Source organism: Pedobacter heparinus (genome assembly GCF_032678725.1).
Taxonomy (GTDB): domain Bacteria; phylum Bacteroidota; class Bacteroidia; order Sphingobacteriales; family Sphingobacteriaceae; genus Pedobacter; species Pedobacter heparinus_A.
In genome coordinates this window covers 120,119-141,392 of sequence record NZ_JAVTSC010000011.1, presented here as the reverse complement: position 1 = coordinate 141,392, position 21,274 = coordinate 120,119, and the positions used below count along the sequence as shown (strand labels likewise).

Below are 21,274 nucleotides of genomic sequence, written 5' to 3'. Positions count from 1 at the left end.
AATTGTGCAGCCTTAGAAGAGAATGGTTATTTTTGACCTTGAAACCTTTCTTTCAGTTTTTCCAGATCAACTGTTGTTTGCGGTGCATCAAGACGGATCAGCCAGCCCTTCTGGTTGAGCAGTGGAATTTCTTCTTTGGCTACAGAAAGATCTTTTCCTTTAATACTTTTGTGGAAAATGATAGCAGGCTTAGGTTCAACATTTGCATTGGTATGCGTTAATAGCTCTAATCTGAATGCTGGCCAGATCTGGATATCACCCAATTGGGCGGAATAGATTTTTTTTGCAGTGTTTGCCGGAACAATGCCTGCAAACTCACCTTTGAAATGATCTTGTTTTTCCGTGGTCAGACTGCTTAGGAGTTGATAGGAAGTTTCATTGACCAGGTGGAAATGTGCAACAGAATTGCTGTGCTGATCTGTAACAAGGGCCAGATAAATGCCTTCTTTTTTAAACTCTGCTTCAGGAATTGCCACATTGGCTTTGTTGACTACCACATCATTATCATGGACATCTCCATGTACTAAGGTCACTTTTGATGCCAGCACAGGTATTTCAAAATCATTGGAGTCTGTTACGCCAATGGTATCTTTATCGATAATCCGGGTAATATATCCTTCGATATTCTCGTCTACGAAACGAACAAAATCGCCTAGTTTTAAATCCATATGGGTTGATTTATTTTTATAATTTTAATTGTTGCTCAATGGCCGGTATTGATGTGTTGACAGGAATTGACCAGGCTTGTACGCAAATCTAGTTATTCTTATTATTTTTGCGCTATGGCAGTAAAAGAACAGGCAAATAATCCGCTACATGGCAAAACACTGGAATTTATATTGAAACAGTTAGTTTGGCACTATGGTTGGGAGGAATTAGGACAATTGGTGCGTATTGCCTGTTTTAACAATAATCCCACCATGAACTCGAGCCTGAAGTTTTTGCGCAAAACTGACTGGGCCCGTAAAAAGGTAGAGAAATTATACCTGAATACATTTCATTAAAATCAATGATTGAGCCAACCAAATTTAAAATGAGCATCCCAAAACCAGTTAAATCCAAGTCCTTTCTATTCTTTTTATGTTACTTTATTTTTTCGTTTGATCTGCATGCGCAGGAAGAACAGGGAGTCAGGAACAGTATAGAGTTTTCTCCGCAGGTATCCCTTGGGGTATTTACTGCACAAAACAAACTCACAGGTACGGCCTATGGTGGCGAATTAATTTACCATATGAACACGGTTGCCAATCCGAGGCCCTGGATGAAAATGTTAAATTTAAAGAGCCTTGACCTGGTGTTTAATTATAAAAACATGAGCGACATTGTGATGGTGTCGGATCCGCGCCCGGACAGGTTTGGGGATTCGTATGCCTTGATCGCAGCCTTCAATTTTTCATTGCTGAAGACCAAAAACACAGAATTGTTTGTTACACCTGGACTGGGCTTAGGTTATTTAGGCGAAACCTGGTTTACCAATGAGAATGTACTGGTAGGCAGTCACCTCAATTTTTCTTCGAGGATTGCGCTGAAGCTGGCAACACGGATCGGGCCAGCTACAAAATTATCAGCCGGATTGGATATCCTTCATTTTTCAAACGGAGGTACCCGCGTGCCAAATAATGGGATGAATGTAAGTAGTGTGAGCCTGGGAGTGGTCCAGTCACTAAAAACTGCTTCGGCTAAAGATACAGCGTTCTGGAGCAGGCCGGCTGAATATAAGAAACACAGTGTGGACATCGGGCTTGCTTTTGGACGGCGTGGTGTTTACAGGAGCAAGGGAGGGTTATATAAAACCGGTTTATATGCAGGCTATAATTATCGCCTGAATGCTGTTTTGGGTTTAAGTACGGGTGTTGATGCGGTATATTACCATACCATATATGATCCTTTAAGAAACGTTGAGACTTATCAGTCAAAAGCCGGTTCTTACGACAGGTGGAGGGTAGGGCTGGCTGCCGGCCCGGATTTGTGGATGGGTAAACTCGGCTTGATGGCGAAATATGGCTATTACCTGCATTACAACAGTGTTCAGGATATCAAAACCTATTGGACAGCCGGATTAAAATATAATGTGCTGAACTGGGCGGCGGTTCAGGCAAAAATATATATCCATCAGACAGAAGCCGATTTTGTGGGTTTCGGATTGATTTTTACGCCCTAAGCCTGAAGGCCTTTCCTTGAAAATAAACAGGGTGTCAGGATGCATTTGTTATTTAGCACATTAAATTTCCGTTAACCCCTTGATTTATAAAATGTATTGTCTTACCTTTGCAGTCCCTTATTGAGGGGTATAGTTTTTAAACATAAATAAAAAAGTAAAAAGGAACAATGCCAACCATTCAACAATTAGTTAGAAAAGGTAGAGTAGCACTGGAGTTCAAGAGTAAGTCTCCGGCGTTGGACAGCTGTCCACAGCGAAGAGGTGTATGTACACGTGTATATACCACTACCCCTAAAAAACCAAACTCAGCAATGCGTAAAGTTGCACGTGTACGTTTAACCAATGGTAAAGAGGTTAATGCTTACATCCCTGGAGAAGGTCACAACTTACAGGAGCACTCGATCGTATTGATCCGTGGTGGTCGTGTTAAAGATTTACCAGGTGTACGTTATCACATCATCCGTGGAGCACTGGATACTTCAGGTGTTGCCGGTCGTAACCAACGTCGTTCAAAATATGGTACTAAACGCCCTAAACCAGGACAAGCAGCTGCGGCTCCTGCAAAAGGTAAAAAGAAATAATTAGGAGGAAAGAAAAATGAGAAAGTCAAAACCAAAAAAGAGAATTATCCTTCCTGATCCAAAATTTAACGACGTTCAGGTAACAAGGTTTGTAAACAATATGATGTTTGATGGAAAAAAATCTATCGCTTATTCTATTTTTTACGATGCTGTTGAACTTGCTGAGAAAAAAGCAGGTGAAAATGGTTTAGAAGTATGGAAACGTGCTTTATCTAACGTAATGCCAGCTGTAGAGGTGAAATCACGCCGTGTGGGTGGTGCAAACTTCCAGGTTCCTACCGAGGTAAGACCTGACCGTAAGATTGCATTGGGTATGAAATGGTTAATTTCATATGCACGCAAACGTGGTGAAAAAACAATGAAAGAGAAATTAGCAGGTGAAATTGTTTCAGCAGCTAAAGGTGAAGGTGCAGCGGTTAAGAAAAAAGAAGATACGCACAAAATGGCTGAGGCCAATAAAGCGTTCTCTCACTTCCGTTTCTAATTATATAGAATCATAAAATGTCAAGAGATTTAAAATACACAAGAAATATTGGAATCGCTGCTCACATTGATGCGGGTAAAACCACAACAACTGAACGTATCCTTTATTATGCAGGTGTTAGTCACAAAATTGGTGAGGTGCACGAAGGTGCAGCTACGATGGACTGGATGGCACAGGAGCAGGAACGTGGGATTACCATTACTTCTGCTGCTACTACAGTTAACTGGAAATACAGAGGTCAAAATTATCATGTGAATGTTATCGATACCCCTGGTCACGTGGATTTTACCGTTGAGGTAAACCGTTCGTTACGTGTATTGGATGGGTTGGTGTTCTTATTTTCGGCAGTTGATGGTGTTGAGCCTCAGTCTGAAACCAACTGGCGTTTAGCTAATAACTACAGTGTTCCCCGTATCGGTTTTGTTAACAAAATGGACCGTTCAGGTGCTGACTTCTTAAAAGTAGTTAAGCAGGTGAAAGATATGCTGGGAAGTAACGCAGTACCATTGCAATTGCCAATTGGTAGTGAAGATTCTTTCAAAGGTGTAGTTGATTTGATCAATAACCGTGGTATTGTTTGGAATGAGCATGATAAAGGTATGACCTTTACTGAAGTGCCTATTCCTGAAGATATGCTTGATGAGGTTGCTGAGTGGAGAGAGAAATTATTGGAATCAGTGGCTGAGTATGATGAGTCATTGATGGAAAAATTCTTTGACGCTCCTGAGACAATTACTGAGCGTGAGGTTTTAGACGCATTACGTAAAGCTGTATTGGACGCTAAAATTGTCCCAATGGTTTGTGGTTCATCTTTCAAAAACAAAGGTGTACAGACTATGCTTGATTATGTAATGGAATTATTGCCTTCACCGATGGATGTAGAAGGTATTACCGGTACTAATCCAGACACTGGAGAAGAGATAACCCGTCAACCAGACGAAAAAGAACCTTTTGCAGCTCTAGCATTTAAAATTGCAACGGATCCTTTCGTAGGTCGTTTGTGTTTTATCCGTGTTTATTCAGGTAACTTAGAAGCAGGTTCGTACGTTTATAACGCACGTTCTGAAAACAAAGAACGTATTTCACGTATCTTCCAGATGCACGCCAACAAACAAAATCCAATTCCTAATGTAGGTGCAGGTGATATTGCTGCGGTTGTAGGCTTTAAAGATATCAAAACAGGTGATACCCTTTGTGATGAGAAACATCCGATTGTTCTGGAATCTATGGATTTCCCTGAGCCTGTTATCGGTTTAGCTATTGAGCCTAAAACTCAGGCTGATATTGATAAATTGGGTATTGGTTTATCTAAACTGGCCGAAGAGGATCCTACCTTTAGGGTACAGACAGATCAGGAAACTGGTCAGACTGTAATCTCTGGTATGGGTGAGCTTCACTTAGATATCCTTATCGATCGTTTAAAACGTGAGTTTAAAGTAGAGGTTAATCAGGGTGCGCCACAAGTTGCTTACAAAGAGGCCATCAATGGTACTATTCAACATCGTGAGGTGTATAAAAAACAATCTGGTGGTCGTGGTAAATTTGCGGACATTCAGGTTGTGATTTCTCCTATTGATGCAGATTACGAAAAAGGCGGTTTGCAGTTTGTAAACGAGATCTCTGGTGGTTCAATCCCTCGTGAGTTTATCCCTTCTGTAGAGAAAGGATTTGCAGCATCGATGGCGAATGGGGTATTGGCTGGTTATCCACTGCCAGACATGAAGGTTCGTTTGATTGATGGTTCATTCCACGCAGTCGATTCAGATGCTTTATCTTTCGAACTTGCTGCTAAAATGGCCTATCGTGAGGCATTGCCTAAGTGTAGCCCTGTATTGATGGAGCCTATCATGAAGATCGAAATCCTTACTCCTGAAGAGAACATGGGTGATGTAATGGGTGACATGAACCGTCGTCGTGGTCAACTGCAAGGTATGGACACGAGGGCAGGGGCCCAGGTAATCAAAGCATTAGTTCCACTTTCAGAGATGTTTGGTTATGTAACACAGTTGCGTACGATTACCTCAGGCCGTGCAACGTCAACCATGGAGTTTGATCATTATGAGCCAGCTCCTAGAAACGTAATGGAAGAGGTGATTGCAAAATCAAAAGGAAAAGTTAAATCAATAGATTAATTTTTAAAATAAATTGGCTGCCGGTTATTAATAGCTCTAACCGGCGGCTTTAATTCATAAATATCATGAGCCAAAGAATCAGAATCAAATTAAAATCTTACGATTATAATCTGGTAGATAAGTCTGCCGAAAAAATCGTAAAAACTGTTAAGCCTACAGGCGCAGTAGTGAGTGGACCAATTCCCTTGCCTACAGAAAAGAAAATTTTCACTGTTTTACGTTCACCGCACGTGAACAAAAAAGCACGTGAGCAGTTTCAATTGTGTGCTTATAAGCGTTTGTTAGATATTTATAGCTCTAACTCAAAAACGGTTGATGCTTTAATGAAACTTGAATTGCCTAGCGGTGTTGAAGTAGAGATCAAAGTATAACTACTATTGACCGATAAAAAAAAGCCTTCCCGAAATAATCGGGAAGGCTTTTTTTGTTTTTTTAGGCCCTATTTGCCGCGGCTTCTTAGTTCATCGAGTTTATTGCGCTCGTCCTGAAGTTCTCGGGCAAGTTTCTTCTCTTTGTCATTTGCCTTGGTTTTATAGCTCTGGTATTCCTGGGAGATTTCTTCGTATAAGCTGCTCCTGTACCTGGCTTCATGGATATGCTTTGCAGATCTTAATATAACGATAGTTAAGGCGGTAGCGAGGCCAATAATCAGACTCCAGACCATCGTATTATAGGTTCCTTTGGTAAAAGAAATGCCCAGAAAACTAATCTCGTTTACCTTGGCATTGGCGTTTGCCAGGGTATTCTCTTTTCCGCTGATCTGCACTTTTAAGTCAGCAATGCTTTTTTCCTGCTGGTTTATTTTCTGCCTGGTGCTGCTCAGTTGTCTTTGCTGGGTGGCAAGGGTATCTCTTACGTTTTGCCAGAACGATGACATCCGGTTTGGATTTACCAGTTTGTAGCCATCCAGGGTTCTTGATTTGGAAAGCAGGAGCTGGTATTGTCCTTTCAGGCTTGGATCTACCTTAGCGGAATCGGGAACAGTCTGGCCCTGAGCGCTTATGCTAAGTATTAAAGCCGAAACAATTGGGAATAGAATTTTTTTCATCTTCAAATATGGATAAAGGTTCATGTCTAATTTAACAATCATATCTTAATTTTATTGTGTTCGGGCCGCAGATAGTATATTTGCAGCAATGTCGGTATTACTATTCACAATTATCGTTTTGATAGGGGCTTTTTTAGCTGGATTAGTTGGTTCGCTAACAGGATTGGGAGGGGGGGTGATCATTATTCCCCTGTTAACTTTGGTTCTGGGTGTCGACATCCACTATGCGATTGGCGCATCTATTATATCCGTAATTGCGACTTCATCCGGCTCTGCGGCTGCTTATGTGAAAGAGGGAATCACGAACATCCGGATAGGGATGTTCCTGGAAATAGCGACTACGGTCAGTGCGATTATCGGGGCGGTGATTACGGTATTTATTAATCCTGGTTATATCGCTGTGATTTTTGGATCGATCCTTTTGTTCTCTGCAGCGATGATGGTAAGGAAAAAAGTAGACCGTTCGGATAACGATACTTCTGGCAAACTGGCGGTTTTTTTTAAGCTGAACGGGACTTACCCGCTGAACGGAACTGTTAAAAAATATGCTGTGCACAACGTTGCGGGTGGATTTTTAATGATGTTTGTTGCGGGTATTATTTCTGGCTTGCTGGGGATTGGCTCCGGAGCGCTGAAGGTGATTGCCATGGATAACATCATGCGTATTCCCTTTAAGGTTTCGACTACGACCAGCAATTTTATGATGGGGGTTACCGCTGCGGCGAGCGCAATTGTTTACCTGCACCGCGGACAGATCGATCCTGGTATTGCGATGCCGGTAACTGTGGGGGTATTGCTGGGTGCTACAATCGGGTCGAAGATCCTGGTGAAGGCAAATACGGATAAACTGAAAGTAGTTTTTGCAGTTGTGGTTACTTTTTTAGCACTTCAAATGATTTATAACGGATTATCAGGTAGATTATGAATAAAGAAGATCAGAATTTTTTCGCCGACAAAGATATACAGATCATTCTAGGGAGCTTGTTGCGGGTCGGCGTGATCGCTTCGGTGAGTGTTGTACTTATTGGTGGTTTTGTCTACTTGTTTTTTAACCATAATCATGCTGTGGATTACAGGGAATTTAACCCCGGGAAATCAGGATACGCTTCGATAGCTGCTATTTTAGCAGGTGTAAAGCTGATGGATGGTGCTGCAATTGTACAATTTGGAACCGTTTTGCTGATTTTTACACCTATCGCCAGGGTTGTTTTTTCTGTTTTTAGCTTCCTTATTGAACGGGATTATTTATATGTTCTGATCGGATTGTTCGTTTTATGCGTCATCCTGTTTAGTTTGAGTGATCAATTGGTTGGATAAAACTGGCGCTGAATCATGTGCTGCCCGGTTAAAACAAAATTTTAGCATTTATTTGAAAAAATAATTAGCTAACTATTTGAAAATTAAGATTTCTTTCCTATTTTTGCCGTCCCTTAACGGGGATGTGTATCCACCTTGAACGAAGCCCTACTGCTTCGATGGGTGTTAAATTAAAAAAAGAAAATGTCAGGTATTATTGGAAAAAAAGTAGGAATGACCAGCATTTTCGACGCCGATGGTAAGAATATACCATGTACGGTGATCGAAGCTGGGCCTTGTGTTGTAACACAGGTTAAGACCGAAGAGAAAGACGGTTACGTTTCAGTTCAGTTAGGTTTCGATGAAGCTAAAGAAAAGAACACTACCATGCCTCTTAAAGGCCACTTTGCGAAAGCAAAAACTACCCCAAAACGCAAACTGGTTGAATTTGAGCCATTTGAAGAATCGTTAAATTTAGGTGATACTGTAACGGTTAACATCTTTAATGAAGGTGATTTTGTGGATGTAGTTGGTACGTCAAAAGGTAAAGGTTTCCAGGGTGTTGTAAAACGTCATGGTTTCGGTGGTGTTGGTGGACAAACTCACGGACAGCACAACAGGATGCGTGCCCCGGGTTCATTGGGTGCTGCTTCGTATCCTTCTCGTGTATTTAAAGGTATGCGTATGGCAGGTAGAATGGGTGGTGACAGGGTAAAGGTTCAGAACTTACAGGTTTTGAAAGTTTATGCTGATCAAAACCTGGTTGTAGTTAGTGGTTCCGTACCAGGAGCTAAGGGTTCTTACGTAATCTTAGATAAGTAAGCAGATGGAAGTTAAAGTATTAAACATTTCAGGAAAAGAGACAGGTGCCAAGGTGCAGCTTCCTGAGTCGGTATTTGGCATAACGCCTGTTGACCACGCAATTTATTTAGATGTTAAACAGTATCTGGCCAATCAGCGTCAGGGTACGCACAAGTCTAAACAACGTAATGAGATTGCTGGCTCAACCCGTAAATTATATAAACAAAAAGGTACTGGTGGTGCTCGTGCCGGAAGTATTAAATCTCCATTGTTTAATGGTGGTGGTCGTGTATTTGGCCCTCAGCCACGTGACTACAGCTTTAAGTTGAACAAAAAATTAAAATCACTGGCACGTAAGTCTGCTTTATCTTACAAGGCAAAAGACAATAACGTAGTGGTTTTGGAAGATTTTACTTTTGATACGATCAAAACAAAAAACTACATTAATCTGGTTAGCGCATTAAACCTGACTAACGAAAAGACTTTGTTGGTTTTACCTTCACAAAATAACAATATCTATTTATCAAGCAGAAACCTTCAGAAAGTGAAAGTGATTACTGCAGATCAGTTGAATACTTATGATGTATTAAACTGTGGCAAGCTTTTGTTAACTGCGGATTCTGTTAAAACACTGGAGGAGGCATTTGCCAAGTAATATGGAATTTTTAAAGAAACCAATATTAACAGAGAAAGCTTCTGCATTAACAGAAAAGTCTAACCGCTTTACTTTTAAAGTAGAACCTAAAGCAAATAAATTGCAGATTAAGTCAGCTATAGAAAAAATGTACGGTGTTAACATTTTAGCCATTAATACAATGGTTGTAAATGGTAAAGTGAAGTCCAGAAATACTAAAGGTGGATTAGTTACGGGACGTAGCCCGAAATACAAGAAAGCAATTGTAACCCTGGCAGCAGGAGAAACGATTGATTATTACTCGAATATTTAATAAGAATTGAATTATTTATAAACTATGGGCTTAAGAAAATTTAAACCAGTCACTCCGGGAACCCGCTTTAGAGTAGGTGCCAGTTTTACGGAGATTACAGCAACCAAGCCCGAAAAATCATTGGTTGTATCTTCTAAGAAGTCGGGAGGACGTAACAATACAGGAAAGATGACTATGCGCTACATGGGTGGTGGTCACAAAAAATCTTACCGTTTAATTGATTTTAAACGGGAGAAATTTGATATTCCTGCAACAGTAGCTACTGTTGAATACGATCCGAACCGTACCGCTCGTATTGCATTGTTACATTATGCAGACGGTGAGAAGCGTTATATTATTGCACCGGAAGGATTGCAAGTTGGGCAAAAGGTAGTGTCAGGGGATACTGCAACTCCAGAAGTGGGAAATACATTGAAACTGAGCAATATCCCTTTGGGTTCTATTGTACACAACGTGGAGATTCATCCAGGTCGTGGTGCTCAGTTGGCACGTAGCGCTGGTGCTTATGCACAATTGGCTGCACGTGACGGTAAATATGCTACATTGAAAATGCCTTCAGGTGAAGTAAGGTCAATCTTAGTTACTTGTCTGGCAACGATAGGAGCTGTTTCCAATTCAGATCATGCAAATGAAGTATTAGGTAAAGCTGGTCGTAACCGTTGGTTAGGCCGTCGTCCAAGGACACGTCCGGTAGCGATGAACCCGGTAGATCACCCTATGGGTGGTGGTGAGGGTCGCTCATCAGGAGGTCAGCCCCGGTCAAGGAACGGTGTATATTCTAAAGGATATAAAACCCGTCAACTTAAAAAATACTCAAATCGTTTCATCATAGAGAAAAGGAAGAAATAATGGCTCGTTCGATTAAAAAAGGACCTTATATTGACCATAACGTAGAGAAGAAAGTAGTCTCTATGAATGATTCAGGCAAGAAGTCTGTAATTAAAACTTGGTCACGCAGATCAATGATCTCACCAGATTTTGTGGGTCATACATTTGCAGTACATAACGGTAATAAGTTTATACCGGTATACGTAACAGAAAACATGGTTGGTCATAAACTGGGAGAGTTTGCTCCAACCAGAACATTTAGGGGTCACTCTGAAAAGAAAAAATAATTAAGAGATGGAAGCAGTAGCGAAATTAAACAATTGTCCAACCTCACCACGTAAAATGCGTTTGGTTGTAGATCTTATCAGAGGTGAGCGTGTGGAGAAAGCTTTACATATTTTGAAGTTTACCAATAAAGATGCAGCAATAAGAGTGGAAAAACTATTATTGTCAGCTATCAAAAACTGGGAAACTAAAAACGAAGGTTCTCGCCCTGAAGAAAACCAGTTATACGTGAAAACGATAATGGTAGGCGGTGGTCGTCAGTTAAAAAGATTAAGACCAGCTCCTCAAGGACGTGGTTACAGAATACGTAAGCGTTCAAACCATGTAACTTTGGTAGTAGATAGTAAAAACGTTGAAACTCAAACTAATTAACAGAAATGGGACAAAAAGCACATCCAATAGGTAACAGGCTAGGAATCATCAAAGGTTGGGATTCTAACTGGTTCGGAGGCAACAACTATGCTGATAAATTAGTTGAGGACGAAAAAATAAGAAAATACCTTTCTGCACGTATCGCAAAAGGCGGGGTAGCTAAAGTAGTAATCGAACGTACGTTAAAACGTATCACGGTTACGATCCACACAGCTCGTCCGGGTATTGTGATCGGTAAAGCAGGACAGGAAGTTGACAAGATCAAAGAAGAGTTGAAAAAATTGACTAAAAAGGAAATTCAGATCAACATTTTTGAAATTAAACGTCCTGAACTTGATGCACAATTAGTAGCAGAAGGTGTTGCAAAACAATTAGAAGCAAGGATCTCATTCCGTAGAGCAATGAAATCTACTATCGCATCAACTATGCGTATGGGTGCTGAAGGTATCAAAATTATGACCTCTGGTCGTTTAGGTGGTGCTGAGATGGCTCGTAGCGAACAGTATAAAGAAGGAAGAATTCCTTTGCATACTTTCCGTGCAGATATAGACTATGCGTTGGCAGAAGCTTTAACTACTTATGGTAAAATAGGTGTTAAAGTATGGATCTGTAAAGGTGAAGTTTACGGTAAACGTGACCTTTCTCCAAACATCGGTGCAACGAGCAATGCTCCAGGCAAAGGTGGCAGACCAGAAGGTGCTTTCGGTGGTGGAAGAGACAGAGATAACCGTGGCGGTGGCGACAGAAGAAACGATAACCGCGGTGGTGGTAATCGTGGCGGAAGAGGTCCTGGTCAAGGCGGTCCTGGTGCGGGAAGAGATAATAGAGGTGGGAATACTCAGAACAGAGGTCCTCGTAAATAATTAGTTAACAGATCGTTTAACGATAATATTAGAATAAAATGTTACAGCCAAAAAGAACGAAGTTCAGAAAGATGCAAAAGGGCAGAATGAAAGGTTTAGCAACTCGTGGTGCTGAATTGTCATTCGGATCTTTCGGGATCAAATCTCTAGAGTCGACCTGGATCACCAGTCGCCAGATAGAGGCAGCCCGTATCGCAGTAACTCGTTTCATGAAACGTGAAGGTCAGGTATGGATTAGAATATTCCCGGATAAACCGGTAACTAAGAAGCCTGCTGAGGTACGTATGGGTAAAGGTAAAGGTGCACCTGAGTATTGGGTAGCCGTTGTTAGACCCGGACGTATTATTTTTGAAGCGGAAGGCGTGCCTTTGGAAATTGCGAAAGAGGCGATGCGTTTAGCCGCTCAGAAATTACCGATCCAAACAAAATTTGTAGTACGTAGAGATTACGTAGAAGCATAATCAGTGTAGGGTTGAATGTTGTAAGTAACTTGTTATTATAACCGCTGGACCCGCAAAATAAAAATTAATAAAATGAAGAACTCAGAAATTACAGGGCTTTCAAAAGAAGAGCTAGTAGCCAGGATTGCAGAAGAGACAGAAAACTTAGTAAAGTTAAAGTTTGCGCATACAATTTCGGCTATAGAGAACCCAAGCCGCATTAGCAAGGTTAGGAGAAATATTGCCCGATTAAATACTGAAGTGACTAAGCGTAAAGCTGAGTCTGCTACTGAAACTAAATAACTTTAGAGTCGAAATGGAAAGACAATTAAGAAAAACAAGAACCGGGTTGGTGGTAAGCAACAAGATGGAAAAATCTATAGTTGTAGCGGTAGAACGTAAGGTGAAACACCCGATCTATGGTAAGTTTGTTAAGAAAACTACCAAATTTATGGCTCATGACGAGAAAAACGATTGCGGTATTGGTGATACAGTACTGATCATGGAGACTCGTCCGCTGAGTAAAAACAAGAACTGGAGATTAGTGCAAATTTTAGAAAGGGCTAAATAACATGGTACAACAGGAATCAAGATTAAACGTAGCCGACAATAGCGGCGCAAAAGAAGTATTGGTTATCCGTGTACTTGGTGGTACTGGAAAGCGTTATGCTTCTATTGGTGACAAAATCGTTGTTACCGTTAAAAGTGCATTGCCTTCCGGAAACATTAAGAAAGGGACAGTTTCTAAAGCAGTTGTGGTAAGAACTAAGAAAGAGATCAGACGTAAAGATGGTTCTTATATCCGTTTCGACGACAATGCAGCAGTATTGTTAAATGCACAAGATGAGCCACGTGGTACACGTATTTTTGGCCCGGTAGCAAGAGAACTGCGTGAAAAACAATTCATGAAAATTGTATCATTAGCACCGGAGGTATTATAAAATGAAAAATAAAGTAACTACACCAAAAATAAAAATCCGTAAGGGTGACTTAGTAAAGGTTATCGCCGGAGATTCAAAAGGTCAGCAAGGCACCGTGCTTTCAGTATTAATTTCTAAAAGCAGAGTACTTGTAGAAGGTGTTAACCTTGTATCAAAACATACAAAACCAAATGCTGCTACCCCTAATGGTGGCATCATAAAAAAAGAAGCTGCTCTTCATATTTCTAACGTGGCGCTGATTGACCCTAAAACAGGAGCAACTACACGCGTTGGCAGAAAGCTTAATGCTGATGGGAAATTAGTTAGGGTATCTAAAAAATCAGGAGAGGAGATCAAATAATGGCTTACGTACCAAGATTAAAAAGTAAATATAAAGAGGAAATTGTAACTGCACTTAAAGATAAGTTCAATTACAAAAGCGTTATGCAGGTTCCTAAGTTAGAGAAGATTGCCATCAACCAGGGTGTTGGTCGTTTCTCTGTAACTGACAAAAAGATTATGGACAGCTCTATTTTAGAGATGAGCACGATCGCAGGTCAGCAGGCAGTTGGCGCAAAATCTAAAAAAGATATCTCAAACTTTAAATTGCGTAAAGGTATGCCGGTAGGTGTACGTGTAACTTTACGTGACAACAACATGTATGAGTTTTTGGATCGGTTAATTTCCGTAGCTTTGCCGCGTATCCGTGACTTCAAAGGTATCAATGATAAAGGTTTTGATGGAAAAGGAAATTACACTTTGGGTGTAACTGAGCAGATCATCTTCCCTGAGATCAACATCGATAAAATCAGTAAGATTTTGGGTATGGATATTACTTTTGTGACAAGTGCTACTACAGATGTTGAAGCATTGGAACTTTTAAAACAATTTGGCTTACCATTTAAAAATCAAAAAACAGAGCAATAATGGCAAAAGAAGGTGTAAAAGCTCGCGAAATTAAGCGCCAGAAACTGGTTGCTAAGTATGCAGAGAAACGTGCAGAACTTAAAGCTGCCGGAGATTACGAAGGATTAGATAAGTTACCAAAAAACTCATCGGCTGTACGTTTGCACAACCGTTGTAAATTGACTGGTCGTCCACGTGGTTATATGCGTACTTTCGGTATATCAAGGGTATTGTTCCGTGATATGGCTTTAGCAGGTAAAATACCTGGAGTAAGAAAAGCAAGCTGGTAAAACAGTTGATGTGTTTAAGGTTCAATTCCTTAAACCGTAAACAAAAGAATTAACCGATGGCAGGTCGTTCCGAATAGGTCGGAAAGGAAACCACTATCACAACTATATAAAAATGAATACAGATCCAATAGCAGATTATCTTACAAGAGTAAGAAATGCCATTAAGGCAAATCACAGAATTGTAGAGATTCCTGCATCAAACCTTAAAAAGGAAATTACTAAAGTACTTTTTGACAAAGGTTACATTGCTAACTACAAATTTGAGGATACTACAACTCAAGGCACTATTAAAATAGCATTAAAATACAATGCTATCACTAAAATCCCTGCGATCCGCACGTTAACCCGTATCAGCAAACCAGGTTTAAGGCAATATGCCGGCGTAGATAATATGCCAAGAGTATTAAATGGTTTAGGTATTGCAATTTTATCTACATCTAAGGGTGTTATGACTGATAAAGAAGCTGCTAAACTAAACATTGGTGGCGAAGTTTTGTGTCACGTTTATTAATTAAAGGAGGATAGCAAAATGTCAAGAGTAGGAAAAGCCCCGATTAATGTACCTGCAGGTGTAACAATTACCGTTTCTAAAGATAACGTAGTAACTGTTAAAGGCCCTAAGGGAGAATTAACTCAAGCAGTAGATTCAGATATCACTGTAAGTCAGGAAGATGGCGTGTTAAGTGTACAACGTCCGTCAGAGCAAAAAAGACACAAAGCATTACATGGTTTATACCGTGCTTTGATCAATAATATGGTTGTTGGTGTAACAGAAGGTTATAAAATTCAACAGGAATTAGTAGGTGTGGGTTACCGCGCTACAAACCAGGGAAATACACTGGATCTTGTTTTAGGTTATTCTCACCATTATGTTTTCCAGTTACCGGAAGAGATTAAGGTGACTACAACCTCAGAAAAAGGTCAGACTCCTAAAATCATTTTAGAAAGTATTGACAAACAATTGATAGGACAGGTAGCAGCGAAGATTCGTTCGTTACGTGCACCAGAACCGTATAAAGGTAAAGGTATCAAGTTTGTAGGCGAAGTGTTAAGAAGAAAAGCAGGTAAATCAGCTTCTAAAAAATAATCATCATGGCAGGGAAAAAATTATCTCGTAGAGATCGTATAAAAAAAGGTATCAGAAAAAGATTAACAGGTTCTGAAGGCCGTCCACGTTTATCGGTTTATAGAAGCAATAAAGGGATTTATGCTCAAATTATTAACGACGTAACCGGTAGCACAATTGTATCAGCTTCATCTTTATCTAAAGATTTTTCAGGTACAGGCAATAAATCTGAGCAATCAGTTGCCGTAGGTAAATTAGTAGCTGAAAAAGCTATCGCAGCAGGTATCAAACAAGTTGTTTTCGATAGAAATGGCTATTTATACCATGGTCGCGTTAAATCGCTGGCAGATGGTGCCCGCGAAGCTGGTTTAGAATTTTAATCTGAAAATTAGATAAGAATGTCAACTATCAATATAAAAAGAGTTAAGACTAGCGAGATCGAATTAAAAGATCGTTTAGTTAGCATACAACGCGTAGCCAAAGTAACCAAAGGTGGTCGTACTTTCAGCTTCTCAGCAATCGTAGTTGTTGGAGATGAGAACGGTATCGTTGGATACGGATTGGGTAAAGCAAAAGAGGTAACAGAAGCAATTGCAAAAGGCATTGATGATGCTAAAAAGAACCTGGTAAAGGTTCCTTTGTTGAATGGTACTGTTCCTCACGAGCAAATCGGTAAATTTTCTGGAGGTTTTGTATTGATCAAACCTGCAGCTGTAGGTACCGGAGTTATTGCTGGTGGTGCGATGCGTGCTGTATTAGAGAGTGCTGGTGTGCATAACGTACTGGCAAAATCAAAAGGTTCATCAAATCCTCACAACGTAGTAAAAGCAACTGTAGATGCTTTAACTAAAATGCGTGATGCTTACACTGTTGCACAGCAACGTGGTGTTGATTTAAATAAAGTTTTTAACGGATAATATTATGGCTAAGATCAAAATAACCCAGGTAAAAAGCATTATCGACAGAAGCGAGCGCCAGAAAAGAACCATGCAGGCTTTAGGTTTAACTAAAATGAACCAAAGTGTAGAAGTTGAGGCAACTGATGCCATCATCGGAATGGTGAGAAAAGTGAATCACTTAATTGCGATAGAGCGCATATAAATTATTTAAAGGTTGTAAATGTGGTTAATATAATTACATTTGCAACCTTTGTATATTGTTTAACCGTTGACCCTGATTAGTGAAAGCGAAGGGCAACACAATAAGTTTCAAAAAATGAACTTAAGTAATTTAAAACCTGCAGCAGGTTCTACTAAAAATAGTAAGAGAATTGGTCGTGGTACCGGTTCTGGTCGTGGCGGTACTTCCACCCGTGGGCATAAAGGTGCCGGATCACGTTCCGGACATTCAACCAAAGTTGGATTTGAAGGTGGTCAAATGCCATTGCAACGCCGCGTACCTAAGGTAGGTTTCAAACCTATTAACCGTGTTGAATACGTAGGTGTAAATTTAGATGTGTTACAAGGTTTGGCTGAGAAGTTTAACTTGACAAGTATAGATTTTGCTGCCTTACAACAACATGGTTTAGCATCTAAAAATGACCTGGTTAAGATTTTAGGTCGTGGTGAAGTTAAATCTAAGATAGAAGTTAAAGCACATGCTTTTTCTGCAACTGCACAAAAAGCTATTGAGGCTGTTGGAGGCTCAATCGAAAAATTGTAATTAATGAAGAAGCTGTTTACTACTTTAAGTAATATTTGGAAAATTCAGGAATTGAAAGAGCGTATCATTTTTACGCTCATGATTCTTTTAGTTTATAGGTTTGTATCTCATGTGGTGTTACCAGGTGTGGATGCAACACTTTTAGGCGATAATACGAAGTCTGGCATTTTGGGCTTGTTGGATATGTTTGCCGGAGGATCATTTTCCCGGGTATCTATCCTGGCCCTGGGTGTTATGCCTTATATTTCTGCCTCTATTGTAGTTCAGCTATTAGGTATTGCGGTTCCTTCTTTTCAGAAGATGCAAAAGGAAGGTGAGAGTGGAAGGAAGAAACTCAATCAGATTACCCGTTATTTAACAGTAGCAATTACAGCTGTTCAGGCTGTTGGCTATGTTAAAACACAGGTTCCAGCTGAGGCTATCATTATAGATCATACCTTATTTTTTGTGCTTGCTACTTTTGTTTTATCAGCAGGTACATTATTTGTAATGTGGTTAGGGGAGAAAATTACGGATAAGGGCATTGGTAATGGGATTTCACTGATCATTATGGTGGGTATCATTGCCCGTCTGCCTATTGCGCTGCAACAGGAAATCAGTTCAAGATTTGTTGGTGACGGAGGCTTAATAGCTTTGGTTATTGAGATTGTTGCACTGTTTGCCGTGGTGATGTTTACGATCATGATTGTTCAGGGAGTCCGTAAGGTACCTGTTCAATATGCAAAAAGGATTGTTGGTAACAGACAATTTGGTGGCGTCAGACAATATATACCTTTGAAGGTAAATGCTGCTGGTGTTATGCCGATTATTTTTGCCCAGGCATTGATGTTTATTCCCGCTACTTTGACCGGATTTTTTCCTTCATTGCAGAATACCTGGTTAATTCAGTTTAGTGATTATACCTCATTGGCCTATAGTTTAACCTTTGCATTTTTAATTATTGCATTTACGTTTTTCTATACAGCGATTACAGTTAATCCGACCCAAATGTCGGATGATATGAAGAAGAATGGTGGGTTTATACCGGGTATTAAACCAGGTCTGTCCACCTCGTCATTTATTGATGACGTGATTTCCAAGATCACTTTTCCAGGTGCAATTTTCCTGGCGATCATTGCAATCCTTCCTTCTATTGCAGTTAAATTTGGGATCAAATCGGAGTTTGCACATTTTTATGGAGGAACATCCTTGCTGATTTTGGTAGGGGTTGTTTTAGATACTTTGCAACAGATTGAAAGCTATTTGCTGATGCGTCATTATGACGGATTAATGAAAACAGGTAGGGTTACCGGTCGTACTGGAATTCCGGCAGCGAGTGGTAGTAATGCTGTGATTTAGTAAAAGCAATGTCCAAAATCTATTATAAATCTCAGGAAGAGGTAGAGTTAATCAGAGAAAGTTCTTTACTGGTGTCCAAAACCTTAGCTGAAGTAGCTAAGGTTATTGGCCCGGGGATCACAACGAAGAAACTTAATGATCTTGCGGAGACTTTTATCAAAGATCATGGAGCGGTACCTGCTTTCTTAAATTATAACGGATTTCCTTATTCCTTGTGCATTTCACCAAATGAACAGGTTGTTCATGGGTTTCCCGGAGATTATGTGATTCAGGAAGGGGATTTGATCTCGGTAGATTGTGGGGTAATCAAAAATGATTTTTTCGGAGATTCAGCTTACACTTTTTCTATTGGAGAGATTGATGCGGAACGTCAGAAACTGGTAACAGTTACACAGGAATGCTTAAAGCTGGCGATAGAAAAAGCCGTTGTTGGTTCGAGGATCGGTGATGTCGGTTTTGCAGTGCAGGCACATGCAGAGGCGAATGGATTTGGAGTGGTAAGGGAGCTGGTTGGCCATGGGGTTGGCGTTAAATTACACGAAAAACCTGAAGTACCAAATTATGGTAAAAGAGGGAGTGGAATTAAGCTTGAGGAAGGAATGGTCATTGCTATAGAACCAATGATCAATGCAGGTACAGCAGGGGTTAAATTTTGGTCTGATGGATGGACGGTAACCAGTAAGGACAATAAGCCATCAGCTCATTTTGAACACACTGTTGCAGTTAAAAAGGGTAATGCAGATGTTTTATCAACCTTTTCATTCATTGAAGAAGTTTTAAAAGAAAAAAAGTAAATAATTAAATTTTTTTATTTAATTTTGCATCCCTGTTGAATAGCAGCTAATTAAGTAAAAATCAATATTATATGGCTAAACAAGCCTCAATTGAACAAGACGGTGTAATAAGAGAAGCATTATCGAATGCCATGTTTCGTGTAGAACTGGAAAATGGTCATGAGATTATTGCTCATATCTCTGGAAAAATGAGGATGCATTATATCAAGATTTTACCAGGGGACAAAGTCAAATTAGAGATGTCGCCTTACGATTTATCAAAAGGCAGGATTACTTATAGATACAAATAAAATGAAAGTTAGGTCATCAATTAAAAAACGTAGTGCGGATTGCAAGGTTATTCGTCGTAAAGGTAAACTTTACGTTATCAACAAGAAGAACCCTAAATTTAAGCAACGTCAAGGTTAATTAAATTTTAGATTTTAGGTTTACGAATCTAGATTATGGTAGAATAGGGCATTGCCTTTGAGCCGTAAATCGTAAATCAAAAGATCGTAAATCAAAATCGCTAAATACAAATATGGCAAGGATATCAGGTATAGATTTACCAAGAAACAAAAGAGGTGAGATCGGGTTAACCTACATCTTCGGAGTAGGAAGAGCAACTGCGCAACGTATATTAACGGAAGCAGGTATCGATTTTAACAAAAAAGTACAGGATTGGTCTGATGATGAGTTATCAGCAATTCGTACCATTATCAACGACGGTGTAAAAGTAGAAGGTGCTTTACGTTCAGAAGTTCAGTTAAATATCAAACGTTTAATGGATATCGGTTGCTACCGTGGTTTACGTCACAGAAAAGGTTTGCCGGTACGTGGTCAGCGCACCAAGAACAACTCTCGTACACGTAAAGGCAAGAGAAAAACAGTTGCAAACAAGAAAAAAGCTACTAAATAAAATTAGTACTGAATAATAATTATGGCTAAGAGTAAAAAAGTTACCAAAAAGCGTATTGTTGTTATTGAGCCTGTTGGTCAGGCGCACATCAATGCTACTTTTAACAATATCATTGTTACCCTAACAAATAACAACGGTCAAACTATTTCATGGTCTTCTGCAGGTAAAATGGGCTTCAAGGGTTCTAAAAAGAACACTCCATATGCAGCAGGTCAGGCTGCATCTGATTGCGGTAAAGTAGCGTTTGATTTAGGTCTGCGTAAAGTAGAAGTTTTTGTTAAAGGTCCGGGTTCTGGTCGTGAGTCTGCAATTAGAACATTGCAGGTTTCAGGTATAGAAGTAACCTCTATCAAAGATATTACCCCGCTTCCACACAATGGATGTCGTCCTCCTAAAAAGAGAAGAGTTTAATTTATTAATTTTTAAAGCTAAGAGTCTGCAGCGTAAGGTTGTATGATACTTTAAAACAAAAAGCAATGGCAAGATATACAGGACCAAAGTCCAAAATCGCCCGTAAATTCAGAGAGCCAATTTTCGGCCCTGATAAAGTACTAGACAGAAAAAACTATCCTCCTGGGCAACACGGTGCTTCAAAAAGAAGAGGAAAACAGTCTGAGTACGCTGTACAGTTAATGGAAAAACAGAAAGTTAAATATACTTATGGTGTATTAGAGCGTCAGTTCCGTAACTTATTTACCAAAGCGTCTTCTCGTGGTGGTATTACAGGTGATAACTTATTACAATTATTAGAAGCTCGTTTAGATAATACAGTTTACAGATTAGGTATTGCTACAACACGTTCAGCTGCCCGTCAGTTAGTTAGCCATAAACACGTAACAGTTAACGGTGAAGTAGTAAATATCCCATCTTATCAATTGAAAGCCGGAGACGTTATCGCAGTACGCGAAAAGTCTAAAACTTTAGAAGCTATTACCAATTCAGTAGCAGGTAGAGTAATCAATAAATTCAATTGGTTGGACTGGAATGCAAGTGAATTGTCAGGTAAGTTTTTAACTTATCCTAATCGCGACGAGATACCAGAAAATATCAAAGAAAACCTTATAGTAGAGTTATACTCTAAGTAATATATTCAGTTAACTGCCTCTGGGCAGTTAACTTTTTTACGTTACATAATTTTAATAACGATCTAAAAACATTATAA

At 39.8% G+C, this 21,274-nt stretch carries 37 protein-coding genes; 35 read left to right on the top strand and 2 right to left on the bottom strand.

What is annotated here, in order from left to right:
• Window positions 1-26 precede the first annotated feature (26 nt).
• Window positions 27-668 (bottom strand): hypothetical protein, encoded by a 642-nt coding sequence (locus tag R2Q85_RS17130; protein WP_316813013.1) that lies wholly within the window; start codon window positions 666-668, stop codon window positions 27-29.
• Window positions 669-782: 114 nt separating this feature from the next.
• On the opposite strand from R2Q85_RS17130, the gene R2Q85_RS17125 reads away from it, so the two are divergent.
• From R2Q85_RS17125 to rpsJ, 6 genes are all read left to right on the top strand, one after another.
• Window positions 783-1,004: a VF530 family protein gene (locus tag R2Q85_RS17125; RefSeq protein WP_316813012.1), complete on the top strand. Its 222-nt coding sequence runs from the start codon at window positions 783-785 to the stop codon at window positions 1,002-1,004.
• Window positions 1,005-1,009: 5 nt separating this feature from the next.
• On the top strand, window positions 1,010-2,161 hold the full coding sequence (locus R2Q85_RS17120) for an acyloxyacyl hydrolase (RefSeq protein ID WP_316813011.1): 1,152 nt from the start codon (window positions 1,010-1,012) through the stop codon (window positions 2,159-2,161).
• Between the two features lie 167 nt (window positions 2,162-2,328).
• Entirely contained in the window at window positions 2,329-2,742 is a 414-nt protein-coding gene (rpsL, locus tag R2Q85_RS17115) for a 30S ribosomal protein S12 (protein ID WP_010599925.1), read from the top strand.
• Between the two features lie 16 nt (window positions 2,743-2,758).
• Window positions 2,759-3,226: a 30S ribosomal protein S7 gene (rpsG, locus tag R2Q85_RS17110; protein WP_012780771.1), complete on the top strand. Its 468-nt coding sequence runs from the start codon at window positions 2,759-2,761 to the stop codon at window positions 3,224-3,226.
• A 17-nt stretch (window positions 3,227-3,243) separates the two neighbouring features.
• Entirely contained in the window at window positions 3,244-5,358 is a 2,115-nt protein-coding gene (gene fusA, locus R2Q85_RS17105; protein ID WP_316813010.1) for an elongation factor G, read from the top strand.
• Between the two features lie 65 nt (window positions 5,359-5,423).
• Window positions 5,424-5,729, top strand: coding sequence for a 30S ribosomal protein S10 (gene rpsJ, locus R2Q85_RS17100; RefSeq protein ID WP_008244591.1), 306 nt, complete (start codon window positions 5,424-5,426; stop codon window positions 5,727-5,729).
• Window positions 5,730-5,797: 68 nt separating this feature from the next.
• Here the strand turns inward: rpsJ and R2Q85_RS17095 are convergent, their stop codons facing one another.
• Window positions 5,798-6,406: a hypothetical protein gene (locus tag R2Q85_RS17095; protein WP_316813009.1), complete on the bottom strand. Its 609-nt coding sequence runs from the start codon at window positions 6,404-6,406 to the stop codon at window positions 5,798-5,800.
• A gap of 88 nt (window positions 6,407-6,494) precedes the next feature.
• On the opposite strand from R2Q85_RS17095, the gene R2Q85_RS17090 reads away from it, so the two are divergent.
• The 29 genes from R2Q85_RS17090 (at window position 6,495) to rpsD (ending at window position 21,197) form a co-directional block, all read left to right on the top strand.
• Window positions 6,495-7,331 carry a sulfite exporter TauE/SafE family protein gene (locus R2Q85_RS17090; RefSeq protein ID WP_316813008.1) on the top strand — a complete coding sequence of 279 codons (837 nt, stop codon included), beginning with the start codon at window positions 6,495-6,497 and terminating at the stop codon, window positions 7,329-7,331.
• The gene (locus R2Q85_RS17085; protein ID WP_316813007.1) at window positions 7,328-7,723 is read left to right on the top strand and encodes a DUF1634 domain-containing protein; all 396 of its coding nucleotides are present in this window, start codon (window positions 7,328-7,330) and stop codon (window positions 7,721-7,723) included. The genes R2Q85_RS17090 and R2Q85_RS17085 overlap by 4 nt, the downstream gene beginning before the upstream one ends.
• Window positions 7,724-7,906: 183 nt before the next feature.
• Window positions 7,907-8,524, top strand: coding sequence for a 50S ribosomal protein L3 (gene rplC / locus R2Q85_RS17080; RefSeq protein ID WP_316813006.1), 618 nt, complete (start codon window positions 7,907-7,909; stop codon window positions 8,522-8,524).
• Window positions 8,525-8,528: 4 nt separating this feature from the next.
• Window positions 8,529-9,158 (top strand): 50S ribosomal protein L4, encoded by a 630-nt coding sequence (gene rplD / locus R2Q85_RS17075; RefSeq protein ID WP_316813005.1) that lies wholly within the window; start codon window positions 8,529-8,531, stop codon window positions 9,156-9,158.
• A 1-nt stretch (window position 9,159) separates the two neighbouring features.
• The gene (gene rplW, locus R2Q85_RS17070; protein WP_316813004.1) at window positions 9,160-9,450 is read left to right on the top strand and encodes a 50S ribosomal protein L23; all 291 of its coding nucleotides are present in this window, start codon (window positions 9,160-9,162) and stop codon (window positions 9,448-9,450) included.
• 24 nt (window positions 9,451-9,474) lie between these two features.
• The gene (gene rplB, locus R2Q85_RS17065; protein ID WP_316813003.1) at window positions 9,475-10,299 is read left to right on the top strand and encodes a 50S ribosomal protein L2; all 825 of its coding nucleotides are present in this window, start codon (window positions 9,475-9,477) and stop codon (window positions 10,297-10,299) included.
• Window positions 10,299-10,565, top strand: a complete 267-nt coding sequence (rpsS, locus tag R2Q85_RS17060) for a 30S ribosomal protein S19 (RefSeq protein WP_008244581.1) — start codon at window positions 10,299-10,301, stop codon at window positions 10,563-10,565. The genes rplB and rpsS overlap by 1 nt, the downstream gene beginning before the upstream one ends.
• A gap of 7 nt (window positions 10,566-10,572) precedes the next feature.
• Window positions 10,573-10,935, top strand: a complete 363-nt coding sequence (rplV, locus tag R2Q85_RS17055) for a 50S ribosomal protein L22 (RefSeq protein WP_055130479.1) — start codon at window positions 10,573-10,575, stop codon at window positions 10,933-10,935.
• Between the two features lie 5 nt (window positions 10,936-10,940).
• Complete coding sequence (gene rpsC, locus R2Q85_RS17050; protein WP_316813002.1) at window positions 10,941-11,798, top strand: 30S ribosomal protein S3; 858 nt, start codon at window positions 10,941-10,943, stop codon at window positions 11,796-11,798.
• Window positions 11,799-11,836: 38 nt separating this feature from the next.
• Window positions 11,837-12,259 carry a 50S ribosomal protein L16 gene (gene rplP, locus R2Q85_RS17045; RefSeq protein ID WP_008244578.1) on the top strand — a complete coding sequence of 141 codons (423 nt, stop codon included), beginning with the start codon at window positions 11,837-11,839 and terminating at the stop codon, window positions 12,257-12,259.
• A gap of 72 nt (window positions 12,260-12,331) precedes the next feature.
• Window positions 12,332-12,541 (top strand): 50S ribosomal protein L29, encoded by a 210-nt coding sequence (gene rpmC / locus R2Q85_RS17040; protein WP_316813001.1) that lies wholly within the window; start codon window positions 12,332-12,334, stop codon window positions 12,539-12,541.
• A 13-nt stretch (window positions 12,542-12,554) separates the two neighbouring features.
• The gene (rpsQ, locus tag R2Q85_RS17035) at window positions 12,555-12,809 is read left to right on the top strand and encodes a 30S ribosomal protein S17 (protein ID WP_012780783.1); all 255 of its coding nucleotides are present in this window, start codon (window positions 12,555-12,557) and stop codon (window positions 12,807-12,809) included.
• 1 nt (window position 12,810) lies between these two features.
• Window positions 12,811-13,179 carry a 50S ribosomal protein L14 gene (gene rplN, locus R2Q85_RS17030; protein WP_008244575.1) on the top strand — a complete coding sequence of 123 codons (369 nt, stop codon included), beginning with the start codon at window positions 12,811-12,813 and terminating at the stop codon, window positions 13,177-13,179.
• 1 nt (window position 13,180) lies between these two features.
• The gene (rplX, locus tag R2Q85_RS17025) at window positions 13,181-13,519 is read left to right on the top strand and encodes a 50S ribosomal protein L24 (protein WP_221270943.1); all 339 of its coding nucleotides are present in this window, start codon (window positions 13,181-13,183) and stop codon (window positions 13,517-13,519) included.
• On the top strand, window positions 13,519-14,085 hold the full coding sequence (gene rplE, locus R2Q85_RS17020) for a 50S ribosomal protein L5 (protein ID WP_316813000.1): 567 nt from the start codon (window positions 13,519-13,521) through the stop codon (window positions 14,083-14,085). Before rplX ends, rplE begins: the two co-directional genes overlap by 1 nt.
• Window positions 14,085-14,354: a 30S ribosomal protein S14 gene (gene rpsN / locus R2Q85_RS17015; protein ID WP_012780786.1), complete on the top strand. Its 270-nt coding sequence runs from the start codon at window positions 14,085-14,087 to the stop codon at window positions 14,352-14,354. Before rplE ends, rpsN begins: the two co-directional genes overlap by 1 nt.
• 112 nt (window positions 14,355-14,466) lie before the next feature.
• The gene (gene rpsH / locus R2Q85_RS17010; protein ID WP_012780787.1) at window positions 14,467-14,865 is read left to right on the top strand and encodes a 30S ribosomal protein S8; all 399 of its coding nucleotides are present in this window, start codon (window positions 14,467-14,469) and stop codon (window positions 14,863-14,865) included.
• Between the two features lie 18 nt (window positions 14,866-14,883).
• Window positions 14,884-15,441: a 50S ribosomal protein L6 gene (rplF, locus tag R2Q85_RS17005; RefSeq protein WP_316812999.1), complete on the top strand. Its 558-nt coding sequence runs from the start codon at window positions 14,884-14,886 to the stop codon at window positions 15,439-15,441.
• A gap of 5 nt (window positions 15,442-15,446) precedes the next feature.
• Window positions 15,447-15,800 carry a 50S ribosomal protein L18 gene (gene rplR / locus R2Q85_RS17000; protein ID WP_316812998.1) on the top strand — a complete coding sequence of 118 codons (354 nt, stop codon included), beginning with the start codon at window positions 15,447-15,449 and terminating at the stop codon, window positions 15,798-15,800.
• A gap of 18 nt (window positions 15,801-15,818) precedes the next feature.
• Window positions 15,819-16,337, top strand: a complete 519-nt coding sequence (gene rpsE, locus R2Q85_RS16995) for a 30S ribosomal protein S5 (RefSeq protein WP_008244566.1) — start codon at window positions 15,819-15,821, stop codon at window positions 16,335-16,337.
• Window positions 16,338-16,341: 4 nt separating this feature from the next.
• Window positions 16,342-16,521 (top strand): 50S ribosomal protein L30, encoded by a 180-nt coding sequence (gene rpmD, locus R2Q85_RS16990; protein ID WP_012780790.1) that lies wholly within the window; start codon window positions 16,342-16,344, stop codon window positions 16,519-16,521.
• A 114-nt stretch (window positions 16,522-16,635) separates the two neighbouring features.
• Entirely contained in the window at window positions 16,636-17,082 is a 447-nt protein-coding gene (gene rplO / locus R2Q85_RS16985; protein ID WP_183874116.1) for a 50S ribosomal protein L15, read from the top strand.
• A gap of 3 nt (window positions 17,083-17,085) precedes the next feature.
• Window positions 17,086-18,420: a preprotein translocase subunit SecY gene (gene secY, locus R2Q85_RS16980; RefSeq protein WP_316812997.1), complete on the top strand. Its 1,335-nt coding sequence runs from the start codon at window positions 17,086-17,088 to the stop codon at window positions 18,418-18,420.
• Window positions 18,421-18,428: 8 nt separating this feature from the next.
• Window positions 18,429-19,214: a type I methionyl aminopeptidase gene (gene map / locus R2Q85_RS16975; RefSeq protein WP_316812996.1), complete on the top strand. Its 786-nt coding sequence runs from the start codon at window positions 18,429-18,431 to the stop codon at window positions 19,212-19,214.
• Window positions 19,215-19,285: 71 nt separating this feature from the next.
• Complete coding sequence (gene infA / locus R2Q85_RS16970; RefSeq protein WP_008244555.1) at window positions 19,286-19,504, top strand: translation initiation factor IF-1; 219 nt, start codon at window positions 19,286-19,288, stop codon at window positions 19,502-19,504.
• Between the two features lies 1 nt (window position 19,505).
• Window positions 19,506-19,622 carry a type B 50S ribosomal protein L36 gene (gene ykgO, locus R2Q85_RS16965; RefSeq protein ID WP_008244551.1) on the top strand — a complete coding sequence of 39 codons (117 nt, stop codon included), beginning with the start codon at window positions 19,506-19,508 and terminating at the stop codon, window positions 19,620-19,622.
• Between the two features lie 112 nt (window positions 19,623-19,734).
• Window positions 19,735-20,112 (top strand): 30S ribosomal protein S13, encoded by a 378-nt coding sequence (gene rpsM / locus R2Q85_RS16960; RefSeq protein WP_012780794.1) that lies wholly within the window; start codon window positions 19,735-19,737, stop codon window positions 20,110-20,112.
• A 21-nt stretch (window positions 20,113-20,133) separates the two neighbouring features.
• Window positions 20,134-20,523 carry a 30S ribosomal protein S11 gene (gene rpsK, locus R2Q85_RS16955; protein ID WP_048907426.1) on the top strand — a complete coding sequence of 130 codons (390 nt, stop codon included), beginning with the start codon at window positions 20,134-20,136 and terminating at the stop codon, window positions 20,521-20,523.
• A gap of 65 nt (window positions 20,524-20,588) precedes the next feature.
• On the top strand, window positions 20,589-21,197 hold the full coding sequence (gene rpsD / locus R2Q85_RS16950) for a 30S ribosomal protein S4 (RefSeq protein WP_316812995.1): 609 nt from the start codon (window positions 20,589-20,591) through the stop codon (window positions 21,195-21,197).
• Window positions 21,198-21,274: the final 77 nt, after the last annotated feature.

Excerpts from the sequence above, each read along its gene's own strand:
- R2Q85_RS17130 (WP_316813013.1), bottom strand. The coding sequence starts at position 668 with ATGGATTTAAAACTAGGCGATTTTGTTCGTTTCGTAGACGAGAATATC.
- R2Q85_RS17125 (WP_316813012.1), top strand. The coding sequence starts at position 783 with ATGGCAGTAAAAGAACAGGCAAATAATCCGCTACATGGCAAAACACTG.
- R2Q85_RS17120 (WP_316813011.1), top strand. The coding sequence starts at position 1,010 with ATGATTGAGCCAACCAAATTTAAAATGAGCATCCCAAAACCAGTTAAA.
- rpsL (WP_010599925.1), top strand. The coding sequence starts at position 2,329 with ATGCCAACCATTCAACAATTAGTTAGAAAAGGTAGAGTAGCACTGGAG.
- rpsG (WP_012780771.1), top strand. The coding sequence starts at position 2,759 with ATGAGAAAGTCAAAACCAAAAAAGAGAATTATCCTTCCTGATCCAAAA.
- fusA (WP_316813010.1), top strand. The coding sequence starts at position 3,244 with ATGTCAAGAGATTTAAAATACACAAGAAATATTGGAATCGCTGCTCAC.
- rpsJ (WP_008244591.1), top strand. The coding sequence starts at position 5,424 with ATGAGCCAAAGAATCAGAATCAAATTAAAATCTTACGATTATAATCTG.
- R2Q85_RS17095 (WP_316813009.1), bottom strand. The coding sequence starts at position 6,406 with ATGAAAAAAATTCTATTCCCAATTGTTTCGGCTTTAATACTTAGCATA.
- R2Q85_RS17090 (WP_316813008.1), top strand. The coding sequence starts at position 6,495 with ATGTCGGTATTACTATTCACAATTATCGTTTTGATAGGGGCTTTTTTA.
- R2Q85_RS17085 (WP_316813007.1), top strand. The coding sequence starts at position 7,328 with ATGAATAAAGAAGATCAGAATTTTTTCGCCGACAAAGATATACAGATC.
- rplC (WP_316813006.1), top strand. The coding sequence starts at position 7,907 with ATGTCAGGTATTATTGGAAAAAAAGTAGGAATGACCAGCATTTTCGAC.
- rplD (WP_316813005.1), top strand. The coding sequence starts at position 8,529 with ATGGAAGTTAAAGTATTAAACATTTCAGGAAAAGAGACAGGTGCCAAG.
- rplW (WP_316813004.1), top strand. The coding sequence starts at position 9,160 with ATGGAATTTTTAAAGAAACCAATATTAACAGAGAAAGCTTCTGCATTA.
- rplB (WP_316813003.1), top strand. The coding sequence starts at position 9,475 with ATGGGCTTAAGAAAATTTAAACCAGTCACTCCGGGAACCCGCTTTAGA.
- rpsS (WP_008244581.1), top strand. The coding sequence starts at position 10,299 with ATGGCTCGTTCGATTAAAAAAGGACCTTATATTGACCATAACGTAGAG.
- rplV (WP_055130479.1), top strand. The coding sequence starts at position 10,573 with ATGGAAGCAGTAGCGAAATTAAACAATTGTCCAACCTCACCACGTAAA.
- rpsC (WP_316813002.1), top strand. The coding sequence starts at position 10,941 with ATGGGACAAAAAGCACATCCAATAGGTAACAGGCTAGGAATCATCAAA.
- rplP (WP_008244578.1), top strand. The coding sequence starts at position 11,837 with ATGTTACAGCCAAAAAGAACGAAGTTCAGAAAGATGCAAAAGGGCAGA.
- rpmC (WP_316813001.1), top strand. The coding sequence starts at position 12,332 with ATGAAGAACTCAGAAATTACAGGGCTTTCAAAAGAAGAGCTAGTAGCC.
- rpsQ (WP_012780783.1), top strand. The coding sequence starts at position 12,555 with ATGGAAAGACAATTAAGAAAAACAAGAACCGGGTTGGTGGTAAGCAAC.
- rplN (WP_008244575.1), top strand. The coding sequence starts at position 12,811 with ATGGTACAACAGGAATCAAGATTAAACGTAGCCGACAATAGCGGCGCA.
- rplX (WP_221270943.1), top strand. The coding sequence starts at position 13,181 with ATGAAAAATAAAGTAACTACACCAAAAATAAAAATCCGTAAGGGTGAC.
- rplE (WP_316813000.1), top strand. The coding sequence starts at position 13,519 with ATGGCTTACGTACCAAGATTAAAAAGTAAATATAAAGAGGAAATTGTA.
- rpsN (WP_012780786.1), top strand. The coding sequence starts at position 14,085 with ATGGCAAAAGAAGGTGTAAAAGCTCGCGAAATTAAGCGCCAGAAACTG.
- rpsH (WP_012780787.1), top strand. The coding sequence starts at position 14,467 with ATGAATACAGATCCAATAGCAGATTATCTTACAAGAGTAAGAAATGCC.
- rplF (WP_316812999.1), top strand. The coding sequence starts at position 14,884 with ATGTCAAGAGTAGGAAAAGCCCCGATTAATGTACCTGCAGGTGTAACA.
- rplR (WP_316812998.1), top strand. The coding sequence starts at position 15,447 with ATGGCAGGGAAAAAATTATCTCGTAGAGATCGTATAAAAAAAGGTATC.
- rpsE (WP_008244566.1), top strand. The coding sequence starts at position 15,819 with ATGTCAACTATCAATATAAAAAGAGTTAAGACTAGCGAGATCGAATTA.
- rpmD (WP_012780790.1), top strand. The coding sequence starts at position 16,342 with ATGGCTAAGATCAAAATAACCCAGGTAAAAAGCATTATCGACAGAAGC.
- rplO (WP_183874116.1), top strand. The coding sequence starts at position 16,636 with ATGAACTTAAGTAATTTAAAACCTGCAGCAGGTTCTACTAAAAATAGT.
- secY (WP_316812997.1), top strand. The coding sequence starts at position 17,086 with ATGAAGAAGCTGTTTACTACTTTAAGTAATATTTGGAAAATTCAGGAA.
- map (WP_316812996.1), top strand. The coding sequence starts at position 18,429 with ATGTCCAAAATCTATTATAAATCTCAGGAAGAGGTAGAGTTAATCAGA.
- infA (WP_008244555.1), top strand. The coding sequence starts at position 19,286 with ATGGCTAAACAAGCCTCAATTGAACAAGACGGTGTAATAAGAGAAGCA.
- ykgO (WP_008244551.1), top strand. The coding sequence starts at position 19,506 with ATGAAAGTTAGGTCATCAATTAAAAAACGTAGTGCGGATTGCAAGGTT.
- rpsM (WP_012780794.1), top strand. The coding sequence starts at position 19,735 with ATGGCAAGGATATCAGGTATAGATTTACCAAGAAACAAAAGAGGTGAG.
- rpsK (WP_048907426.1), top strand. The coding sequence starts at position 20,134 with ATGGCTAAGAGTAAAAAAGTTACCAAAAAGCGTATTGTTGTTATTGAG.
- rpsD (WP_316812995.1), top strand. The coding sequence starts at position 20,589 with ATGGCAAGATATACAGGACCAAAGTCCAAAATCGCCCGTAAATTCAGA.